This is a genomic window from Mycobacterium sp. WMMD1722 (assembly GCF_049315205.1).
Classification (GTDB): Bacteria; Actinomycetota; Actinomycetes; order Mycobacteriales; family Mycobacteriaceae; genus Mycobacterium.
The window spans coordinates 580,268-597,311 of the sequence record NZ_CP186056.1; the positions used below are offsets into that span (position 1 = coordinate 580,268).

12 protein-coding genes are annotated in these 17,044 nt (G+C 69.2%); 5 read left to right on the forward strand and 7 right to left on the reverse strand.

All coding sequences use genetic code 11. The features are described from left to right. The first annotated feature begins 7 nt into the window (after positions 1 to 7). The 4 genes from gltB to ACN27E_RS02735 are packed head-to-tail and all read left to right on the forward strand — an operon-like array spanning position 8 to position 8,423. A complete protein-coding gene (gene gltB, locus ACN27E_RS02720; protein ID WP_422746483.1) occupies positions 8 to 4,564 on the forward strand; it encodes a glutamate synthase large subunit in 4,557 nt (1,518 codons plus the stop codon). After that, entirely contained in the window at positions 4,557 to 6,065 is a 1,509-nt protein-coding gene (locus tag ACN27E_RS02725; protein WP_422746484.1) for a glutamate synthase subunit beta, read from the forward strand. Before gltB ends, ACN27E_RS02725 begins: the two co-directional genes overlap by 8 nt. 58 nt (positions 6,066 to 6,123) lie before the next feature. Next, the gene (gene pyk / locus ACN27E_RS02730; protein WP_422746485.1) at positions 6,124 to 7,542 is read left to right on the forward strand and encodes a pyruvate kinase; all 1,419 of its coding nucleotides are present in this window, start codon (positions 6,124 to 6,126) and stop codon (positions 7,540 to 7,542) included. A 17-nt stretch (positions 7,543 to 7,559) separates the two neighbouring features. Beyond that, positions 7,560 to 8,423 (forward strand): acyl-CoA thioesterase II, encoded by an 864-nt coding sequence (locus ACN27E_RS02735; RefSeq protein WP_422746486.1) that lies wholly within the window; start codon positions 7,560 to 7,562, stop codon positions 8,421 to 8,423. On the opposite strand, the gene ACN27E_RS02740 is transcribed toward ACN27E_RS02735, so the two are convergent. From ACN27E_RS02740 to ACN27E_RS02770, 7 genes are all read right to left on the reverse strand, one after another. Further along, on the reverse strand, positions 8,387 to 8,974 hold the full coding sequence (locus ACN27E_RS02740) for a dihydrofolate reductase family protein (RefSeq protein WP_422746487.1): 588 nt from the start codon (positions 8,972 to 8,974) through the stop codon (positions 8,387 to 8,389). The two genes, ACN27E_RS02735 and ACN27E_RS02740, sit on opposite strands and share 37 nt — an antisense overlap. Positions 8,975 to 8,987: 13 nt before the next feature. Continuing rightward, positions 8,988 to 9,620 (reverse strand): DUF4190 domain-containing protein, encoded by a 633-nt coding sequence (locus ACN27E_RS02745; RefSeq protein ID WP_422746488.1) that lies wholly within the window; start codon positions 9,618 to 9,620, stop codon positions 8,988 to 8,990. Positions 9,621 to 9,638: 18 nt separating this feature from the next. After that, positions 9,639 to 11,075 carry an ATP-binding cassette domain-containing protein gene (locus ACN27E_RS02750; RefSeq protein WP_422749555.1) on the reverse strand — a complete coding sequence of 479 codons (1,437 nt, stop codon included), beginning with the start codon at positions 11,073 to 11,075 and terminating at the stop codon, positions 9,639 to 9,641. 58 nt (positions 11,076 to 11,133) lie between these two features. Beyond that, on the reverse strand, positions 11,134 to 12,699 hold the full coding sequence (gene cydD, locus ACN27E_RS02755; protein WP_422749558.1) for a thiol reductant ABC exporter subunit CydD: 1,566 nt from the start codon (positions 12,697 to 12,699) through the stop codon (positions 11,134 to 11,136). A 23-nt stretch (positions 12,700 to 12,722) separates the two neighbouring features. Continuing rightward, positions 12,723 to 13,772: a cytochrome d ubiquinol oxidase subunit II gene (gene cydB, locus ACN27E_RS02760; protein ID WP_422746489.1), complete on the reverse strand. Its 1,050-nt coding sequence runs from the start codon at positions 13,770 to 13,772 to the stop codon at positions 12,723 to 12,725. Positions 13,773 to 13,802: 30 nt separating this feature from the next. Next, positions 13,803 to 15,257: a cytochrome ubiquinol oxidase subunit I gene (locus ACN27E_RS02765; RefSeq protein WP_422746490.1), complete on the reverse strand. Its 1,455-nt coding sequence runs from the start codon at positions 15,255 to 15,257 to the stop codon at positions 13,803 to 13,805. A gap of 97 nt (positions 15,258 to 15,354) precedes the next feature. Further along, positions 15,355 to 15,921, reverse strand: coding sequence for an HdeD family acid-resistance protein (locus tag ACN27E_RS02770; protein WP_422746491.1), 567 nt, complete (start codon positions 15,919 to 15,921; stop codon positions 15,355 to 15,357). 233 nt (positions 15,922 to 16,154) lie between these two features. Between ACN27E_RS02770 and ACN27E_RS02775 the strand changes: the two genes are divergently transcribed. Then, the gene (locus tag ACN27E_RS02775; protein WP_422746492.1) at positions 16,155 to 17,042 is read left to right on the forward strand and encodes an ABC transporter substrate-binding protein; all 888 of its coding nucleotides are present in this window, start codon (positions 16,155 to 16,157) and stop codon (positions 17,040 to 17,042) included. Positions 17,043 to 17,044 lie beyond the last annotated feature (2 nt).

The window sequence follows — 17,044 nt, forward strand, 5'->3', positions numbered from 1 at the left end:
GTTCGCCATGCTCTTCTCGGCTTTGCCCGGCGCCCAGGGTCTGTACGACCCCGAACACGAGAAAGACTCGTGTGGCGTCGCCATGATCACCGACATCCGGGGTCGCCGGTCGCATTCGATCGTCGCCGATGCGCTGGTCGCACTCGAGCACCTCGACCACCGTGGCGCCGCCGGGGCGGAGACCAACAGCGGTGACGGCGCCGGTATCTTGCTGCAGCTGCCCGTCGAACTGTTCGCCGCCGTCGTCGATTTCGAGCTGCCGGCGCCCACCGCCGACGGCTGTAACACCTATGCGGCCGGAAACTGCTTCCTGCCAACAGATCCGGCCGACCGGGCCGAAGCGATCCGGCAGGTAGAGGCCATCGCCGCCGACGAAGGGCTCGAGGTGCTCGGCTGGCGGCGGCTGCCCGTCGATCCGACGGGCGCCGACGTGGGTGCCACCGCGCTGGGCTGTATGCCGTTCATGGCCCAATTGTTCGTGTCGGCACCGCAGCCGGCAGGTGCGCGGCCCGGTGGCATCGACCTCGATCGGCGGGTCTATCCGTTGCGCAAGCGCGCCGAGCGGGTCGCCGGGGTCTACTTCCCGTCGCTGTCGAGCCGCACCATCGCCTACAAGGGCATGCTGACCACGGTCCAGATCCCGCTGTTCTTCCCCGATCTGCGCGACGAACGCTGCACCAGCGCGATCGCGATCGTGCACAGCCGCTTCTCCACCAACACGTTTCCGTCCTGGCCGCTGGCCCACCCGTTCCGGTTCGTGGCCCACAACGGCGAGATCAACACAGTGCGCGGTAACCGCAACCGGATGCACGCCCGGGAGGCCATGCTCGCCACCGCGAACATTCCCGGCGACGTCACCCGGCTCTCGCCGATCTGCACCCCGGACGCGTCGGATTCCGCATCGTTCGACGAGGTCCTCGAACTGCTGCACCTCGGCGGCCGCAGCCTCCCCCATGCGGTGCTGATGATGATCCCCGAGGCGTGGGAGAACAACGCCGCCATGCCGGCCGTCGAGCGGGCATTCTGGCAGTTCCACGCATCACTGATGGAGCCGTGGGACGGCCCCGCATGCGTCACCTTCACCGACGGGACCCTGGTCGGAGCGGTGTTGGACCGCAACGGGTTACGGCCCGGCCGGTGGTGGCGCACCATCGACGACCGGATCATCCTGGCCAGTGAGAGCGGGGTGCTCGACGTCGAGCCGGCCCACATCGTGGCCAAGGGCCGGCTGCAGCCGGGCAAGATGCTGCTGATCGACACCGCCGCCGGGCGCATCGTGTCCGACGACGAGATCAAGAGCGAACTGTCGACGGCCGAAGCCTACGGCGAATGGCTGCACGCCGGCCTCCTCGAGCTGTCGACGCTGCCCGAGCGGGCGCGGGTACAGCCCAATCACGACTCGGTCGTGCGCCGCCAGATCGCGTTCGGCTACACCGAGGAGGAATTGCGCATCCTGCTCACCCCGATGGCGGCCTCCGGTGCCGAACCACTGGGGTCGATGGGCACCGACACCCCGCCAGCCGTCCTCTCGCAGCGCTCACGCTCGCTCTACGACTATTTCGTCGAATTGTTCGCCCAGGTGACCAATCCACCGCTCGACGCGATCCGCGAAGAGGTCGTCACCAGCATGGCGCGCATCATGGGGCCCGAACAGAACCTGCTGGCGCCCACCGCCGCGTCGTGCCGTCAGATCCTGCTCGAATGGCCCGTGCTCGACAACGACGAGCTGAGCAAGATCGTGCACATCAATGACGACGGTGACCACCCCGGCCTGCGCAGCGCGGTGCTCAAGGCGCTCTACGACGTCGAGCGTGGGGGTGAGGGGCTCGCCGAGGCCCTCGACGAACTGCGCCACCGCGCCTGTGATGCCATCGCCGACGGCGCCCACACCCTGGTGATCTCCGACCGCGACTCCGACCACACCCGCGCACCGATCCCGTCGCTGCTGGCCGTGTCGGCGGTGCACCACCATCTGGTGCGTACCAAACAACGCACCACCGTCGCGCTCGTGGTGGAGACCGGCGACGCCCGTGAAGTCCACCACGTGGCGATGCTGATCGGTTTCGGCGCCGCCGCCGTCAACCCGTATCTGGCGTTCGAATCGATCGAGGATCTGGTCCGCGAGGGTGAGCTCACCGGCATCGAATCACCCGCCGCCGTGCGCAACTACCTCAAGGCCCTCGGCAAGGGGGTGATGAAGGTGATGAGCAAGATGGGGATCTCCACCGTCGCCTCGTACACCGCCGCGCAGGCGTTCGAGGCGGTCGGCATCGACCGCGACGTCGTCGACGAGTATTTCACCGGAACCCCGACCCAGCTGGGCGGCATCGGTCTCGACGTGATCGCCGAGGAGGTCAAGCTCCGGCACCGGCGCGCCTATCCGGAGAACCCCACCGAGCGGGTGCACCGTCGCCTCGAGGTGGGGGGCGAGTACGCGTTCCGGCGGGAAGGCGAGCTGCATCTGTTCACCCCCGAAGTGGTGTTCCTGCTCCAGCATTCGACCCGCACCGGGCGCTACGACGTGTTCCGGCAGTACTCCGAGGAGGTGGATCGGCTGTCCCGCGAGGGCGGCACGCTGCGCGGGCTCTTCGAGTTCCGCAAGGGCCTGCGCCCGGCCGTCGCGCTCGACGAGGTGGAACCCGTCGAGGCCATCGTCACCCGCTTCAACACCGGCGCCATGAGCTACGGGTCGATCAGCGCCGAGGCGCACGAGACCATGGCCGTCGCGATGAACAATCTCGGCGGGCGGTCGAACAGTGGCGAAGGCGGCGAAGATGTGGACCGGCTCTACGATCCGCGCCGCCGCAGCGCCGTCAAGCAGGTCGCCAGCGGGCGGTTCGGCGTCACCAGCGACTATCTGGTCAACGCCACCGACATCCAGATCAAGATGGCTCAGGGTGCGAAACCCGGTGAAGGTGGCCAGCTTCCGGGATACAAGGTGTACCCGAACATCGCCAAGACGCGACACTCCACACCGGGCGTCGGACTGATCTCGCCACCGCCACACCACGACATCTACTCGATCGAGGACCTCGCACAGCTGATCCACGACCTCAAGAACGCCAACGACCGCGCGCGTATCCACGTCAAGCTGGTCTCCAGCGTCGGGGTGGGCACCGTCGCGGCGGGCGTGTCGAAGGCACATGCGGATGTGGTGCTGATCTCCGGCAACGACGGCGGCACCGGGGCGGCCCCGTTGACCAGCCTCAAACACGCGGGCGCGCCGTGGGAGATCGGCTTGGCCGATGCCCAGCAGACCCTGGTGCTCAACGGTTTACGCGATCGCATCACCGTGCAGTGCGACGGCGGGATGCGGACCGCGCGCGATGTCATCGTGGCGGCACTGCTGGGCGCCGAGGAGTTCGGGTTCGCCACCGCGCCGCTGGTGGTGTCGGGCTGCATCATGATGCGGGTCTGCCACCTCGACACCTGCCCGGTGGGGGTCGCCACCCAGAACCCCGAACTGCGGGCCCGATTCAACGGCAAGCCCGAGTTCGTGGAGAACTACTTCCGCTTCGTCGCCGAGGACATCCGCCGCTATCTGGCCGAACTCGGATTCCGCAGCATCGACGAAGCCGTCGGCCACGCCGAACTGCTCGACACCGCCGAAGGCGTCGACCATTGGAAGAGCCACGGGCTGGATCTGACCCCGATCTTCGCCACGCCCGCCGACCACCACGGCGGGCCGACCCAGCGGCGCAAGGTCAAAGAGCAGTACCACGCGCTCGATCGAGCGCTCGACCAGACGATCATCGCGCTGGCCGAGGGTGCGCTCGAAGACGCGCACCCGGTCCGGCTCGAACTACCGATCCGCAACGTCAACCGCACGGTCGCAACGATGCTCGGTGCCGAGGTGACCCGCCGTTACGGCGCCGCGGGCCTGCCGGACGACACCATCCACATCACGCTCACCGGATCCGCCGGCCAGTCCATCGGCGCCTTTCTGCCGCCCGGCATCACGATCACTCTGGTCGGTGACGCCAACGATTATGTCGGTAAGGGCCTTTCGGGCGGTCGGGTCATCGTCCGGCCACCCGAGGACGTGCTGTTCCTGCCGGAGGACAACGTCATCGCCGGCAATACGCTGCTCTACGGCGCCACCTCCGGTGAGGTGTTCCTGCGCGGCCGGGCCGGGGAACGGTTCTGTGCCCGCAACTCCGGCGCACTGGCCGTCGTCGAAGGAGTCGGCGACCACGCCTGCGAGTACATGACCGGCGGCCGTGTGGTGGTGCTGGGTCCGGTGGGACGCAACATGGCCGCGGGCATGTCGGGCGGTATCGCCTACGTGCTGGGCCTGAATCCGGCGAAGGTCAACCCGGCGATGGTCGAACTGCAGCGGCTGGAACCGGAGGATCTGGCCTGGCTGCACGACGTGGTGGCCCGCCACGCCCACCACACCGGCAGCACCGTCGCCACCTCGGTGCTGTCCGACTGGCCGCGCCGCAGCGCCCAGTTCACCAAGGTCATGCCGACCGACTATCAGCGCGTCCTGCAGGCGACCCGGATGGCCGAGGCCGAAGGGCGTGACGTCGACACCGCGATCATGGAGGCCAGCCGTGGCTGATCCCACCGGATTTCTTCGGGTGCCCAAGGTCGAGGCCGCCAAGCGGCCGGTCGACGAACGGGTCGGCGACTGGCGGGAGGTCTACGAACGCCAGGATCCGCAGCAGCGCGCCGGCGAGGTATCCCAGCAGGCCCGCCGCTGCATGGACTGCGGAATACCGTTCTGCCACTCCGGTTCTGCGGGCTGCCCGCTGGGCAACCTGATTCCGGAATGGAACGATCTGGTGCGCCGGGGCCGCTGGGACGCCGCCAGTGAACGCCTGCACGCCACCAACAACTTCCCGGAGTTCACCGGGCGGCTGTGTCCGGCCCCGTGCGAGGCGGCCTGCGTGCTGTCGATCAGCGAGGAGCACACCGGCGGCAGCGTCACAATCAAACGCATCGAGAACACCATCGCCGAACAGGCGTGGGCCCAGGGTTTCGTGGAGCCGCAGCCGGCCTCGATCCGCACCGGTAAACGGGTCGCCGTCGTCGGTTCGGGGCCCGCCGGTCTGGCCGCCGCCCAGCAGCTCACCCGCGCGGGACACGACGTCACCGTCTTCGAACGCGACGACCGCATCGGCGGACTCATGCGCTACGGCATCCCCGAGTACAAGCTCGAGAAGTCGGTGCTCGACCAGCGGCTGGCGCAGATGCGCGCGGAGGGAACCCGTTTCGTCACCGAGACCGAGGTCGGCGTCGACGTGCCGGTAGAGCAGCTGCGCGCCCAGTACGACGCCGTCGTGCTCGCGGTCGGAGCGCTGCGCGCCCGCGACACCGAGGTGCCGGGCCGTGACCTCGAGGGTGTGCACCTGGCGATGGAGCACCTCGTGCCGGCGAACCGGGAGTGCGAGGGCGACGGCCCATCGCCGATCTCGGCGACGGGCAAACACGTCGTGATCATCGGCGGCGGCGACACCGGTGCCGACTGTCTGGGTACCGCGCACCGTCAGGGCGCGACGTCGGTCACCCAGCTCGACTACAACCCCGAACCGCCGCAGATCCGCGACGACACCCGCACCCCGTGGCCCACCTGGCCGCTGGTGCTGAGCACCCGGTTGTCGCCGGCGCATGCCGAGGGCGGCCTCCGCCGCTATCAGGTGGCCGTTCAGCGCTTCCTGGGCGACGAACACGGCCGGGTGCGCGCCGTCGAGATCGCCGAGGTGAAGGTGGAGCGCGACGACCACGGCGCCCGCCGCATCACCCCGGTCGGCGAGGGGATCGAGATTCCCTGCGATATGGCGCTGCTGGCCATCGGATTCGACGGGGTCGAACGCATGCCGCTGCTCGAGGGGCTCGGACTGAGCCTCAGCCGCCGCGGGGCGCTGCCCTGCGGGTCGGACTGGCAGACCGACGCGCCCGGGGTGTTCGTCTGCGGCGACGCCCACCGCGGGGCGTCGCTGATCGTCTGGGCGATCGCCGAGGGCCGCAGCGCCGCGCACGCGGTCGACGCCTACCTGATGGGGGAGTCGGACCTCCCCGCACCGGTCCGGCCGGGGGCGATCCCGCTCGCCGTCGTGTGAGTCGGCCGGCGTGAACCTCAGCCCTCCTCTGAATCGATCAACGACTACGATGAGACGAGTGAATAGACGCGGGAAAATCGTCTGCACCCTCGGCCCGGCGACCGGCACCGAAGACGCAGTGAGAGCGCTGGTCGAGGCCGGTATGGACGTGGCCAGGCTCAACTTCAGCCACGGCGAGCACACCGACCACGAGGCCAACTACAAGCGGGTGCGTGCCGCCTCGGACCGCACCGGACACGCCGTCGGCATCCTGGCCGACCTACAGGGGCCCAAGATCCGGCTCGGCCGGTTCGCCGACGGACCGACGGTGTGGGAGACCGGCGAAACCGTGCGGATCACCGTCGAGGACTGCGAGGGCAGCCACGACCGGGTCTCGACCACCTACAAGCGCCTCGCCGAGGATGCCCAGGCCGGTGACCGGGTCCTGGTCGACGACGGCAATGTCGCACTGGTCGTCGAGTCCATCGAGGGCAACGACGTCATCTGCAAGGTCACCGAGGGTGGCCGCGTCAGCAACAACAAGGGCATGTCGTTGCCCGGGATGAACGTCTCGGCCCCGGCCCTGTCGGAGAAGGACATCGACGACCTGGAGTTCGCCCTGCGGCTCGGCGTCGACCTGATCGCGCTGTCGTTCGTGCGCTCACCGGCCGACATCGAACTCGTCCACGAGGTGATGGACCGCGTCGGGCGCCGGGTGCCGGTCATCGCGAAGCTGGAGAAGCCCGAGGCCGTCGACAATCTCGAGGCCATCGTGCTGGCCTTCGACGCGATCATGGTCGCCCGCGGTGACCTCGGTGTCGAGTTGGCCCTCGAGGAGGTGCCGCTGGTCCAGAAACGGGCCATCCAGATGGCCCGGGAGAACGCCAAACCCGTCATCGTCGCCACCCAGATGCTCGAGTCGATGATCGAGAACTCACGGCCCACCCGCGCGGAGGCCTCCGACGTCGCCAACGCCGTCCTCGACGGCGCCGATGCGGTGATGCTGTCGGGGGAGACCTCGGTGGGGAAGTTCCCCCTCGAGGCCGTGAAGACCATGGCGCGCATCATCGTCGCGGTCGAGGAGAACTCCGTCGTCGTCCCGCCGCTGACCCATGTGCCCCGCACCAAACGCGGCGTCATCTCCTATGCCGCCCGCGACATCGGTGAGCGGCTGGACGCCAAGGCGCTGGTCGCCTACACCCAGTCGGGGGATACCGTGCGCCGGCTGGCGCGGCTGCACACGACGCTGCCGCTGCTGGCGTTCACCTCACTGCCGGAGGTCCGCAGTCAGCTGGCGCTGAGCTGGGGTACCGAGACGTTCATCGTCCCGCACATCCAGACCACCGACGGCATGATCCGCCAGGTCGACAAATCGCTGCTGGAGTTGGGCCGCTACAAGCGGGGCGACCTCGTGGTGGTCATCGCGGGTATCCCGCCGGGCACAGTAGGCTCCACGAATCTGATCCACGTCCACCGCATCGGCGAGGACGACGTCTGACCCAGGGAGGTCATCGGGTGTCGGCAGCGGACTTCGACGAGCTGCTGGCCGTGCTCGATCTCCGGCGCGTCGACGACACCACGTTCGTCGGCGGTCATCCCAGCCGTAACCCGGTCCGTACCTTCGGGGGCCAGATGATGGCCCAGGCGTTCGTGGCGGCCGGTCGCACGCTGGCCCACCGCATCGCGCCCAGCGCACTGTCGGTGCACTTCATCGCCGGTGGAGATCCGGACCGCGACCTGCAGTTCCGGGTGACGCGGCTGCGGGACGAACGCCGGTTCGCCAACCGGCGGGTGGACGTCTGTCAGGACGACGAGGTGCTGACCACCGCGCTGGTGTCCTACATGAACGGCGGCCGCGGACTCGAACACAGCGTCGCGCCCCCCGAGGTCGCCGCACCGGAAGAGCTGCCCGGCATCGACGAGCTGCTACGCGGTTACGAGCAGACCGTGCCGCATTTCGTCAGTGCGCTGCGGCCCATCGAATGGCGATACACCAACGATCCGGCGTGGGTGATGCGCGACCGAGGCGGACGCCTGGAGCACAACCGGGTCTGGCTCAAGACGGTGGGCGCGATGCCCGAGGACCCGGTGCTGCACGCCGCGGCGCTGGTGTATTCCTCGGACACCACCGTGCTCGACTCGATCATCACCACACACGGCCTGTCGTGGGGGTTCGACCGGATCTTCGCGGTGACGATGAACCACTCGGTGTGGTTCCACCGTCCGGTGCGGTTCGACGAGTGGGTGCTCTACTCCACCGAGTCGCCGGTGGCCGCGGAATCCCGGGGTCTGGGCCGGGGCCACTTCTTCGATCGGTCCGGCGCACTGCTGGCCACGGTTGTTCAGGAAGGCATCGTCAAGTACTTCCCGGGCGGCTGACGCACCACGCGGTGGTGCAGGAACACCACACCCGAGTCGAAGGTCCGGGTCTCGAGCAGCTCGAGGTCCACGCGCTGTTCCTGCCGCGCGAAATACGGTAGGCCGCCGCCGAGCAGGACCGGACAAACCCTGACCCGGTATTCGTCGATGAGATCCGCGGCGGCCGCCTCGGCGGCCAGCGTCGCACCCCCGATGCCGATGTTCCCGGTCCCGGGCTCGGCGCGCCATCGGGCGATCTCCTCGGCCAGTGTGCCGGTGGCCAGGCGGGCGTTGCCGTGCACCGTCGTCAGCGTGCGGGAGAACACCACCTTCGGCAGCGCGTTCCACAGCGCGGCGAAGTCGCGTTCGGCCTCGTCGAGCGCCGGGTTGCGCTCCGCGTCCTCCCAGTACCGCATCGTCTCGTAGAGCCGCCGGCCCAGCAGATGCACGCCGAGACCGCGCACCTCGTCGGTGGCCAACGCGAACACCTCGTCGTCCGGCGCGCCCCAGCCCAGCCCGCCGTCCGGGTCGGTGGTGTAGCCGTCGAGGGAGACCGTCAGCGAATACGTCACCCGCCGCACGGCGCTACGGGGACGGGGTCAGCGAGATGTTGAACTGGTCCTCGATGTTCTGCTGGAACTCGTCCTGACACTGCTGCTGGGCGGCGGAGTCGTTACCGGCCTGCTGCAGGCAGTCGTAGAGATCCGTCCCGCCGACCTCCTTGACGAACTGCACCGTGAGCACGATCGCGACGATCGCCACGATGATCGACAGCAGGCCGAGCACGATGCCCGCCAGCGCGACACCGCCGTTGGTCGCCTCACCGCGTTTGGCGCGGCCCCGGCCGACGACGCCGAGGATGACCGCGACGATGCCGAGCAGCACACCGCCGTAGACCGACAGCAGCGCTATGATCGCGACGACCAGCGAGGCGATGCCCATCCCGTTCTTCGGGGCCTGCGGTGCGGGCGCACCGCCGTACCCGCCGTAGCCGCCGTACCCACCGGGGCTGCCCGGGCCGCCATAGCCCGGATAGCCATAGCCACCCGGCGCACCCGCCCCGTATCCGCCCTGCGGGGGTGGGGGGTATCCGCCCGGCGCCGCACCGTAGCCGTAGGGCTGCTGTTGCGGCGGATAGGGCTGTTGCTGTGCGGGGTCCGGCGGGGGCGGAGGGGGCGGCACCGACGGGGTCTGTTCGGGCTTGTCCGGCTCGGTCATGGACCGTGACGTTACCCGCTAATCCGCTGTTCGGACCTGCTGATAGCCGTCCAGATCGGGGGGTCTCTGATGGGTGGCCACCACCACCGTCCGTTCGGCCGGGAACAGCGCTGCGGGCGTGAGCAGATCGGTCAGGATCTGCGTGGCGTCGTCGGCGTCGAGATGTTCGGTCGGTTCGTCGAGCAGCACCACCGGGAACGCGGACACCAGCGCTCGGGCCAGGAGCAGCCGGCGGCGCTGGCCGGCCGACACCGCGGCGGCGCCGCCGGTGAGCACCGTGGACAACCCTTCGGGCAGCTGCTCGAGCCACGGCAGGAGTCCGACGCGGCGCAGCGCATCCCGCAGTTCGGCGTCCGACGCGTCGCCCCGGGCGACGAGCAGGTTGTCCCGCAGGGTGGTGGAGAACAGGTGCGCATCCTCGGCGAAGAACGCGCGGGCGCCGGCCGCGCCGTCGGGCTGTTCGGCCATCGCCATCAACAGGGTGGTCTTACCGGATCCGCTCGGACCCGTCACGAGCACCCGGTCGCCACGGCGCAGCGGCACCGGTGTGAGCGCGGGGCGGCGGCGTCCGGCGGCGTCCGGTTCGACGAGGTCGGCGAGCCGGCGCGCGGCGATCCTGGACCGGCTCAGCGCGACCGCGGCGGCGGGTAACGCCGCGGTCGCCTCGAAGGCCGACAGGGGCAGCAGCATGAGGATCGCCGAGGTGGTCGGTGCAACGCCGCCCGCCAGGGCGATCGCAGCACACGCGCCGCCGATGACGGCGACGCCGGTGGCCGCGGTCGGGACGGCGCCGGCACGTGCGGACCGGGCAGCGGAGCGGTCGGCCGCGGCGCCCCAGGCGTGTCTGCGCTGCGCGGCCTCGGCGATCACCGACTCGAGCCGACCGCTGACGCGCAGTTCGGCGGCGTGGTCCAGGGCGAGTACCACGGCCGCGTCGCGCTGCGCATGCGCGGCGACCCCGGCCGCCTCGGCGGCGGCGACAGCCCGCCCGGACACCACCGGGGCCACCACCCCGGCCGCCAGCAGACACAGCGCCAGCACGACGGCCGCCGGTGGCGAGATCACCGCCAGCACCGCGACGGCCGCGACACCGAGTACCGCCGCCACCGCCATCGGCAGCACCGCCCGCACGATGACCTCGGCCAGTTCGTCGACCGAGGACCCGATCCGGCTGACCAGCTCCCCGCTGTTCAGCCGCATCGCGACATCCGGTGGGGCGGCGGCGAGCCGGCGGTACAGACCGGTCCGGGCCTCGCCTGCCGCGCGCAGCGCGGTGTCGTGGACGGCGAGGCGCTGGCAGTAGCCCAGCACACCGCGCGAGATGCCCAGCGCCCGCACGGCGACCGCCGCGACGGACAGGTCGAGCACCGGCGGCATCTGCCAGGCCCGGGTGATCAGCCACGCGGCGATCCCGGCCAGCGCCAGTGCGCTGCCCAGGGACAGCACTCCCAGCATCACCGCGCCGAGCAGCCGGGGCAGCCGCGGCCGCAGCAGATCCAGGGTGAAGCGCAGCTCATCGGGCGACACGGACGTCACCGCCGATCGTCACGACCGCATCGGCGATGTCCAGCACGCACTCTCGGTGGCCGACCACGACCACGGTGGCCCCGGCGCGGGCGCGCGCCGAGATCGCCCGCAGCACGCGGCGTTCCATCCGGGCGTCGAGGTGCGCGGTGGGCTCGTCGAGGAGCAGTACCGCCGCGCCCGAGCCCAGCGCACGGGCCAGGCCGAGCCGTTGCCGCTGACCGAGAGACAGGCCGGTGCCGTCACGCCCCAGCACGGTGTCCAGACCGTCGGGCAGTTCGGCCAGCACCTCGTCGAAACCTGAATCGCGGCATGCGGTTCGGAGGTCGGTCAGCGGACCGAACAGCTCGAGGTTCTCGGCTACGGTGCCGGGCACCAGCACGGGACGGTGCGCCAGCCAGGCGACCTGACGCCACCAGGCCCGCGGTTCGAGGTCGGCGACGTCGATGCCGGCCACCGTGATCCGGCCGTGCAGCGGCGGGTTGAGTCCCAGGATCGCCGTCAGCGTGGTGCTCTTACCGCAGCCGTTCGGCCCGGTCAGCACCGTGACGCGACCCGGCTCGAGGTCGGCTGAGAGGTCCTCGAGGCGGATCACCGCCTCTGCATCGGGAATGATCCGGTCCCCGGCCGGGGTCTGCGTGGCGGTGTCGAGCAGCCGGAGCGCCCGCTCGGCCGCCGTCTTGCCGTCCTGTGCGGCATGGAATTCCACGCCGACCCGGCGCAACGGCCAGAACACCTCGGGCGCCAGCAGCAGCGCCGTGAGCGCGGCGACGAGGGTGACGTCGCCGAACACCAGGCGCAGCCCGACGCCGACGGCCACCAGGGCGACGCCGAGGGTGGCCAGCAGTTCGAGGACCAGTGCGGACAGGAACGCGATCCGCAGGGTGGCCATGGCCGAGCGGCGGTGTGCGGCCGATAGTTCGGCCACCCGATCCGCCGCGCCGGTGGCCCGGCCCAGGGCACCCAGGGTGGGGATCCCGGCGACCAGATCGAGGAGCCGGGACTGCAGTGTCGTCATCGCCGCCAGTGCCGCGGCCGAACGGTCGCGGGTGACCAGCCCGATCAGCGCCATGAACACCGGGATCAACGGAAGTGCGATGACCACGATGACCGCCGATCGCCAATCGGTCACAGCGATCGCCAGAACTGCTGCGGGAGTGAGGATCCCCGCCAGGAACACGGCCGGAAGATAGCCGGTGAAGTACGGCCGCAACCCGTCGAGGCCGCGGGTCACCACCACCACCGCGTCATCACGCACCGTCGCCAACCGGCGCGGCGGCAGCGCGGTGACGGTCCGCAGCACCTGGTCCGACAGGTCGGCGATCACCCCGCTCGCGCCCCGCTGTGACAGCCGGCCCTGCACGGCCTGGGCGGCCGCCCGCAGGGCCCACAGCGCTGCGAGCAACCCCAGAGCGGGGAGCCACTGCGCCGTTGCCCGCGCGCCGGATTCGGTGATCACCCCGGCGACGATGTGGGCGGTGAGGATCGCCGAGCCGATGGTCGCCGCGCTGAGCACCACACCGCACGCCACCGACGCGATCAGGTGGCGCCGGATGGGCGTCGACATGCGCCACAGCGTCAGTTCGAGCACCATGACAATCCGGTCGGAGCCGGGATCCGCTCGGCGGAGATCCGCTGGCGGAACACCCAGTACGTCCAGCCCTGGTATCCGATCACCAACGGGGCGAAGATCAGTGCCGCCCACGACATGATGGTCAGCGTGTAAGGGCTCGACGAACCGTTGTGGATGGTCACACTCCACGCCGGGTTCAGCGTCGAGGGGATCAGGTCGGGGAACAGGCACCCGAAGAGCAGGACGACCACGGCGGCGACGACGGTGGCGGTGTAGGTGAACGCCCAGCCTTCGCCGGTGCCCGACCAGATCCGCTGCACCGCGGCCAGCAGCGCGACGACCGCCACCGCAAGCACCGGCCATGTCCAGTCCTTGCCGTGCGCGAGCTGCGTCCACAGGCCGAAGCCGCCGACCAGCACCACCACCGGTATGGCGAGGACACCGGCGAAACGCAGGGCGTGTGCCCGCACCGAACCGGCCGATTTGAGCGCCACGAACACCGCGCCGTGCAGGGCGAACAGCGTCGCGGTCGCCAACCCGCCCAGCAGGGTGTAGGCGTTGAGCAGATCGGAGAATCCGAGCCGGATCTGCTTGTCGGCGTCCACGGGCAGTCCGCGCACCAGCGCGGCGAAGGCCACACCCCACAGCACCGCGGGCACCCAGGAACCCGCCGCGATCCCGAGATCGGCCCACCGCCGCCACCGGAGGTCGTCGATCTTGCCGCGCCACTCGATGGCCACGACCCGCACGATCATCGACAGCAGGATGGCCAGCAGGGGCAGGAAGAGGCCGGAGAACATGGTGGCGTACATGTCGGGGAACGCCGCGAACATCGCACCGCCCGCGGTGATGAGCCACACCTCGTTGCCGTCCCACACCGGTCCGATCGTGTTCAGCGCGGCCCGGCGGTGCTGTTCGGCGGCGTCGGGGTCCGAGCCGGCGGCTCGGCCGAAGAAGGCCATCAGCATGCCGACGCCGAAGTCGAACCCCTCCAGCACGAAGAACCCGAGGAAGAGGAAGCCCAGGAGGATGAACCAGAGTTCCGGAAGTCCCATCGCTGCAGTCTCTTTCAGTATGCGAACGACTCAGTAGGCGAATGACAGGGGGGCGACGTCGTCGTCACCGGGAGGGGTGGGAGGGGCCGGCTCGGAATCGTGCTCCTGTGGGCCTGCGGTCACGTACCGCCGCAGCAGCCAGAACCAGATGACCGCGAGCACCGCGTACACCGCGGTGAAGGTGATCAGCGAGGTGAGCACCATGCCCACCGAGTGTCCGGACACCCCGTCGGCGACGTTGAGGCGCAGCGACGGATCGCCGGTCGGGTTGGGCACCACCACCCACGGTTGGCGGCCCATCTCGGTGAACACCCAGCCCGCGCTGTTGGCCAGGAACGGTGTCGCAATGGTCAGCAGGGCGAAGCGGGAGAACCAGCGTTGGTCCGGGGTGCGTCCCCCCCGGGTGAGCCACAGGGCTGTCAGCGCGAACAGCGCAGGCACGGCGAGAAATCCGATCATCGCGCGGAACGACCAGTAGGTCACGAAGAGGTTGGGCCGGTAGTCGCCCGGCCCGAACTGCTGCTCGTAGCGTTGCTGCAGATCCTGAACGCCCTCGAGGTGCACGCCGCTCAGGCGCCCTTCGGCGAGGAAGGGCAGCACGTAGGGCACCTCGATGAGGTGCACGACGCTGTCACAGTTGTTGTGGGTGCCGACGGTCAGCACCGAGAAGTCCGGGTCGGTCTCGCTGTGGCACAGCGATTCCGCCGAGGCCATCTTCATCGGCTGCTGCTCGAACATGAGCTTGCCCTGCACGTCGCCGGTGTAGAAGAGACCGCCCGCGGCCACGAGCGTGACCAGACAGCCCATCAGCATGGCGGGCCGGAACAACGCCGCCGAGTCCGGACCGTCCTGCCGGTGTGCACGCACCATCCACCAGGCGCAGACGCAGGCCACGAACGTGCCGGCGGTCAGCAACGATCCGGCCACCGCGTGGGCGAAGGCGGCGATCGCGGTGTTGTTGGTGAACAGCGCCACGATGCTGGTCAGTTCCGCACGACCGGTGACCGGGTTGACCGTCGCGCCGACGGGATGCTGCATGAACGAGTTCGCCGCGATGATGAAGAACGCCGACATGTTCACCGCGATCGCGACGATCCAGATGCAGGCCAGGTGCACCAGCTTCGGCAACCGGCTCCAGCCGAAAATCCACAGTCCGATGAAGGTGGATTCGAAGAAGAACGCCGCCAGACCCTCCATGGCCAGCGGCGCGCCGAACACGTCACCGACGAAGCGTGAGTATTCGCTCCAGTTCATGCCGAACTGGAACTCCTGCACGATTCCGGTGGCGACACCGATCGCGAAGTTGATCAGGAAGAGCTTGCCGAAGAAGCGGGTGAGCCGGTACCAGGTGGGGTTTCCGGTGGCCACCCAGGCCGTCTGCATCACCGCGATGAGCGGCGCGAGGCCGATCGTCAGCGGGACGAAGATGAAGTGATAGACGGTGGTGATTCCGAACTGCCAACGCGAGACGTCCAACGCGTCCATGTGACCCACTTTCACCACTACACACAGGTATCTACGACGCAGTGTAGTAGCGGCGGGACGGCCGCGACCAGGGTCTTTCGGCCCTACCGGCGGTGTCTTACGTCACGGCGCGCTGCCCGCGCGACTCGGTGCGGATCCGGATTCCGGCGATCACCTCGAACAGGCCGATCACCACCAGGATCACACCCGTCACCTGGGTCAGGGCCACCAGTCCCTCCAATGGCGCGACGAACATGATCAGGCCGGCGATGACGCTGATGACGCCGAGGACGATCTCCCAGATCCGTCCGGGTAGGGACGCGTCGGAGAACGCCGACATCGCCGTGGCGACCCCGCGGAAGATGAAGCCGATGCCGATCCAGATGGCGAGCAGGTCGATCGAATTGGACAGGTTGATGAAGCACAGCACCGCCAACACCAGCGCGGCCGCCCCACTGATGAACAACAGAGCCCGACCGCCCAACGACGACCGCACGCTGAATGCGAGCACCACCTGGGTGATGCCGGTGATCAGTAGATAGGCCCCGAAGAAGATGGCGGTGACGAGGATTGCGGCGCCGGGACGGACGAAGACCAGCACGCCGAGCAGCACGGCGAGCAGTCCCGAGACCACGGTGTAGATCCACAGGTGACGCAACATGCTGGGCGCGGTGGGGGTCGACATGCGCGCAGTGTGGCACAGCAGCGGCGCCGCGGCCCGGGTTTCAGCGCTTTGTGCGCTGTCGTTCGCCTGCCACTTGCTGGCGACTCCACTACTGTTCCGTTACCGGAAGTGCGCACTGGATTCCCGGCCGTTAACGTCGTCGCGACTGATGACGTCATCGGCGTCCCGGGACGCACCTGAGTCAGAGAGATGAGGCAACCGTGTCAGCAGGACGTTCCGACCGTACGCGCAGAATGTGGCGCTTCGCCGTGCTGTTCGCCGCCAGCGGTGCAATAGCGTTGTCCGGGTGCGCGAGTGGCGGTGATTCCGGCGGGTCCGGCGGCGGCGAGTCCACCGCCGCCAGCGGCGCCAAGGTCGACGAGATCGCCAATACCGTGCCCGAGGAGATCAAGTCCAGCGGCAAGTTGATCGTCGGGGTCAACATTCCCTACGCGCCCAACGAGTTCAAGGACGCCAGCGGCAAGATCGTCGGGTTCGACGTCGACCTGATGAACGCCATGGCGGCCACGCTGGGCCTGACCCCGGAATACCGTGAGGCCGACTTCGCCAAGATCATCCCGTCGGTGCAGGGCGGCACCTTCAACGTGGGCATGTCGTCGTTCACCGACACCAAGGAGCGCGAGCAGTCGGTCGACTTCGTCACCTACTTCTCGGCCGGCACCCAGTGGGCGCAGCGTCCGGACAATCCGGTCGACCCGAACAATGCCTGTGGCAAGAAGGTCGCGGTGCAGGCCACCACCTATCAGGAGACCGACGAGCTGCCGGCCAAGAGCAAGGCGTGCACGGACGCGGGCAAGCCGGCGATCGCGATCACGCCGTTCGACGGCCAGGATGCGGCCACCAACGCCGTCGTGCTCGGACAGGTCGACGCGATGTCGGCGGACTCGCCGGTGACCGCCTACGCGGTCAAGCAGAGCAACGGCAAGCTCGAGACGGCCGGTGAGATCTTCGATGCCGCGCCGTACGGCTGGCCGGTGGCCAAGGGTTCGCCGCTGGCACAGTCGCTGCAGCAGGCCCTCGAGCATCTCATCGAAGACGGTACGTACGAGGAGATCGCCAAGAACTGGGGTGTCGAGGCGGGCATGATCGACAAGCCCGTCATCAACGGAGCGATCAGCTGACA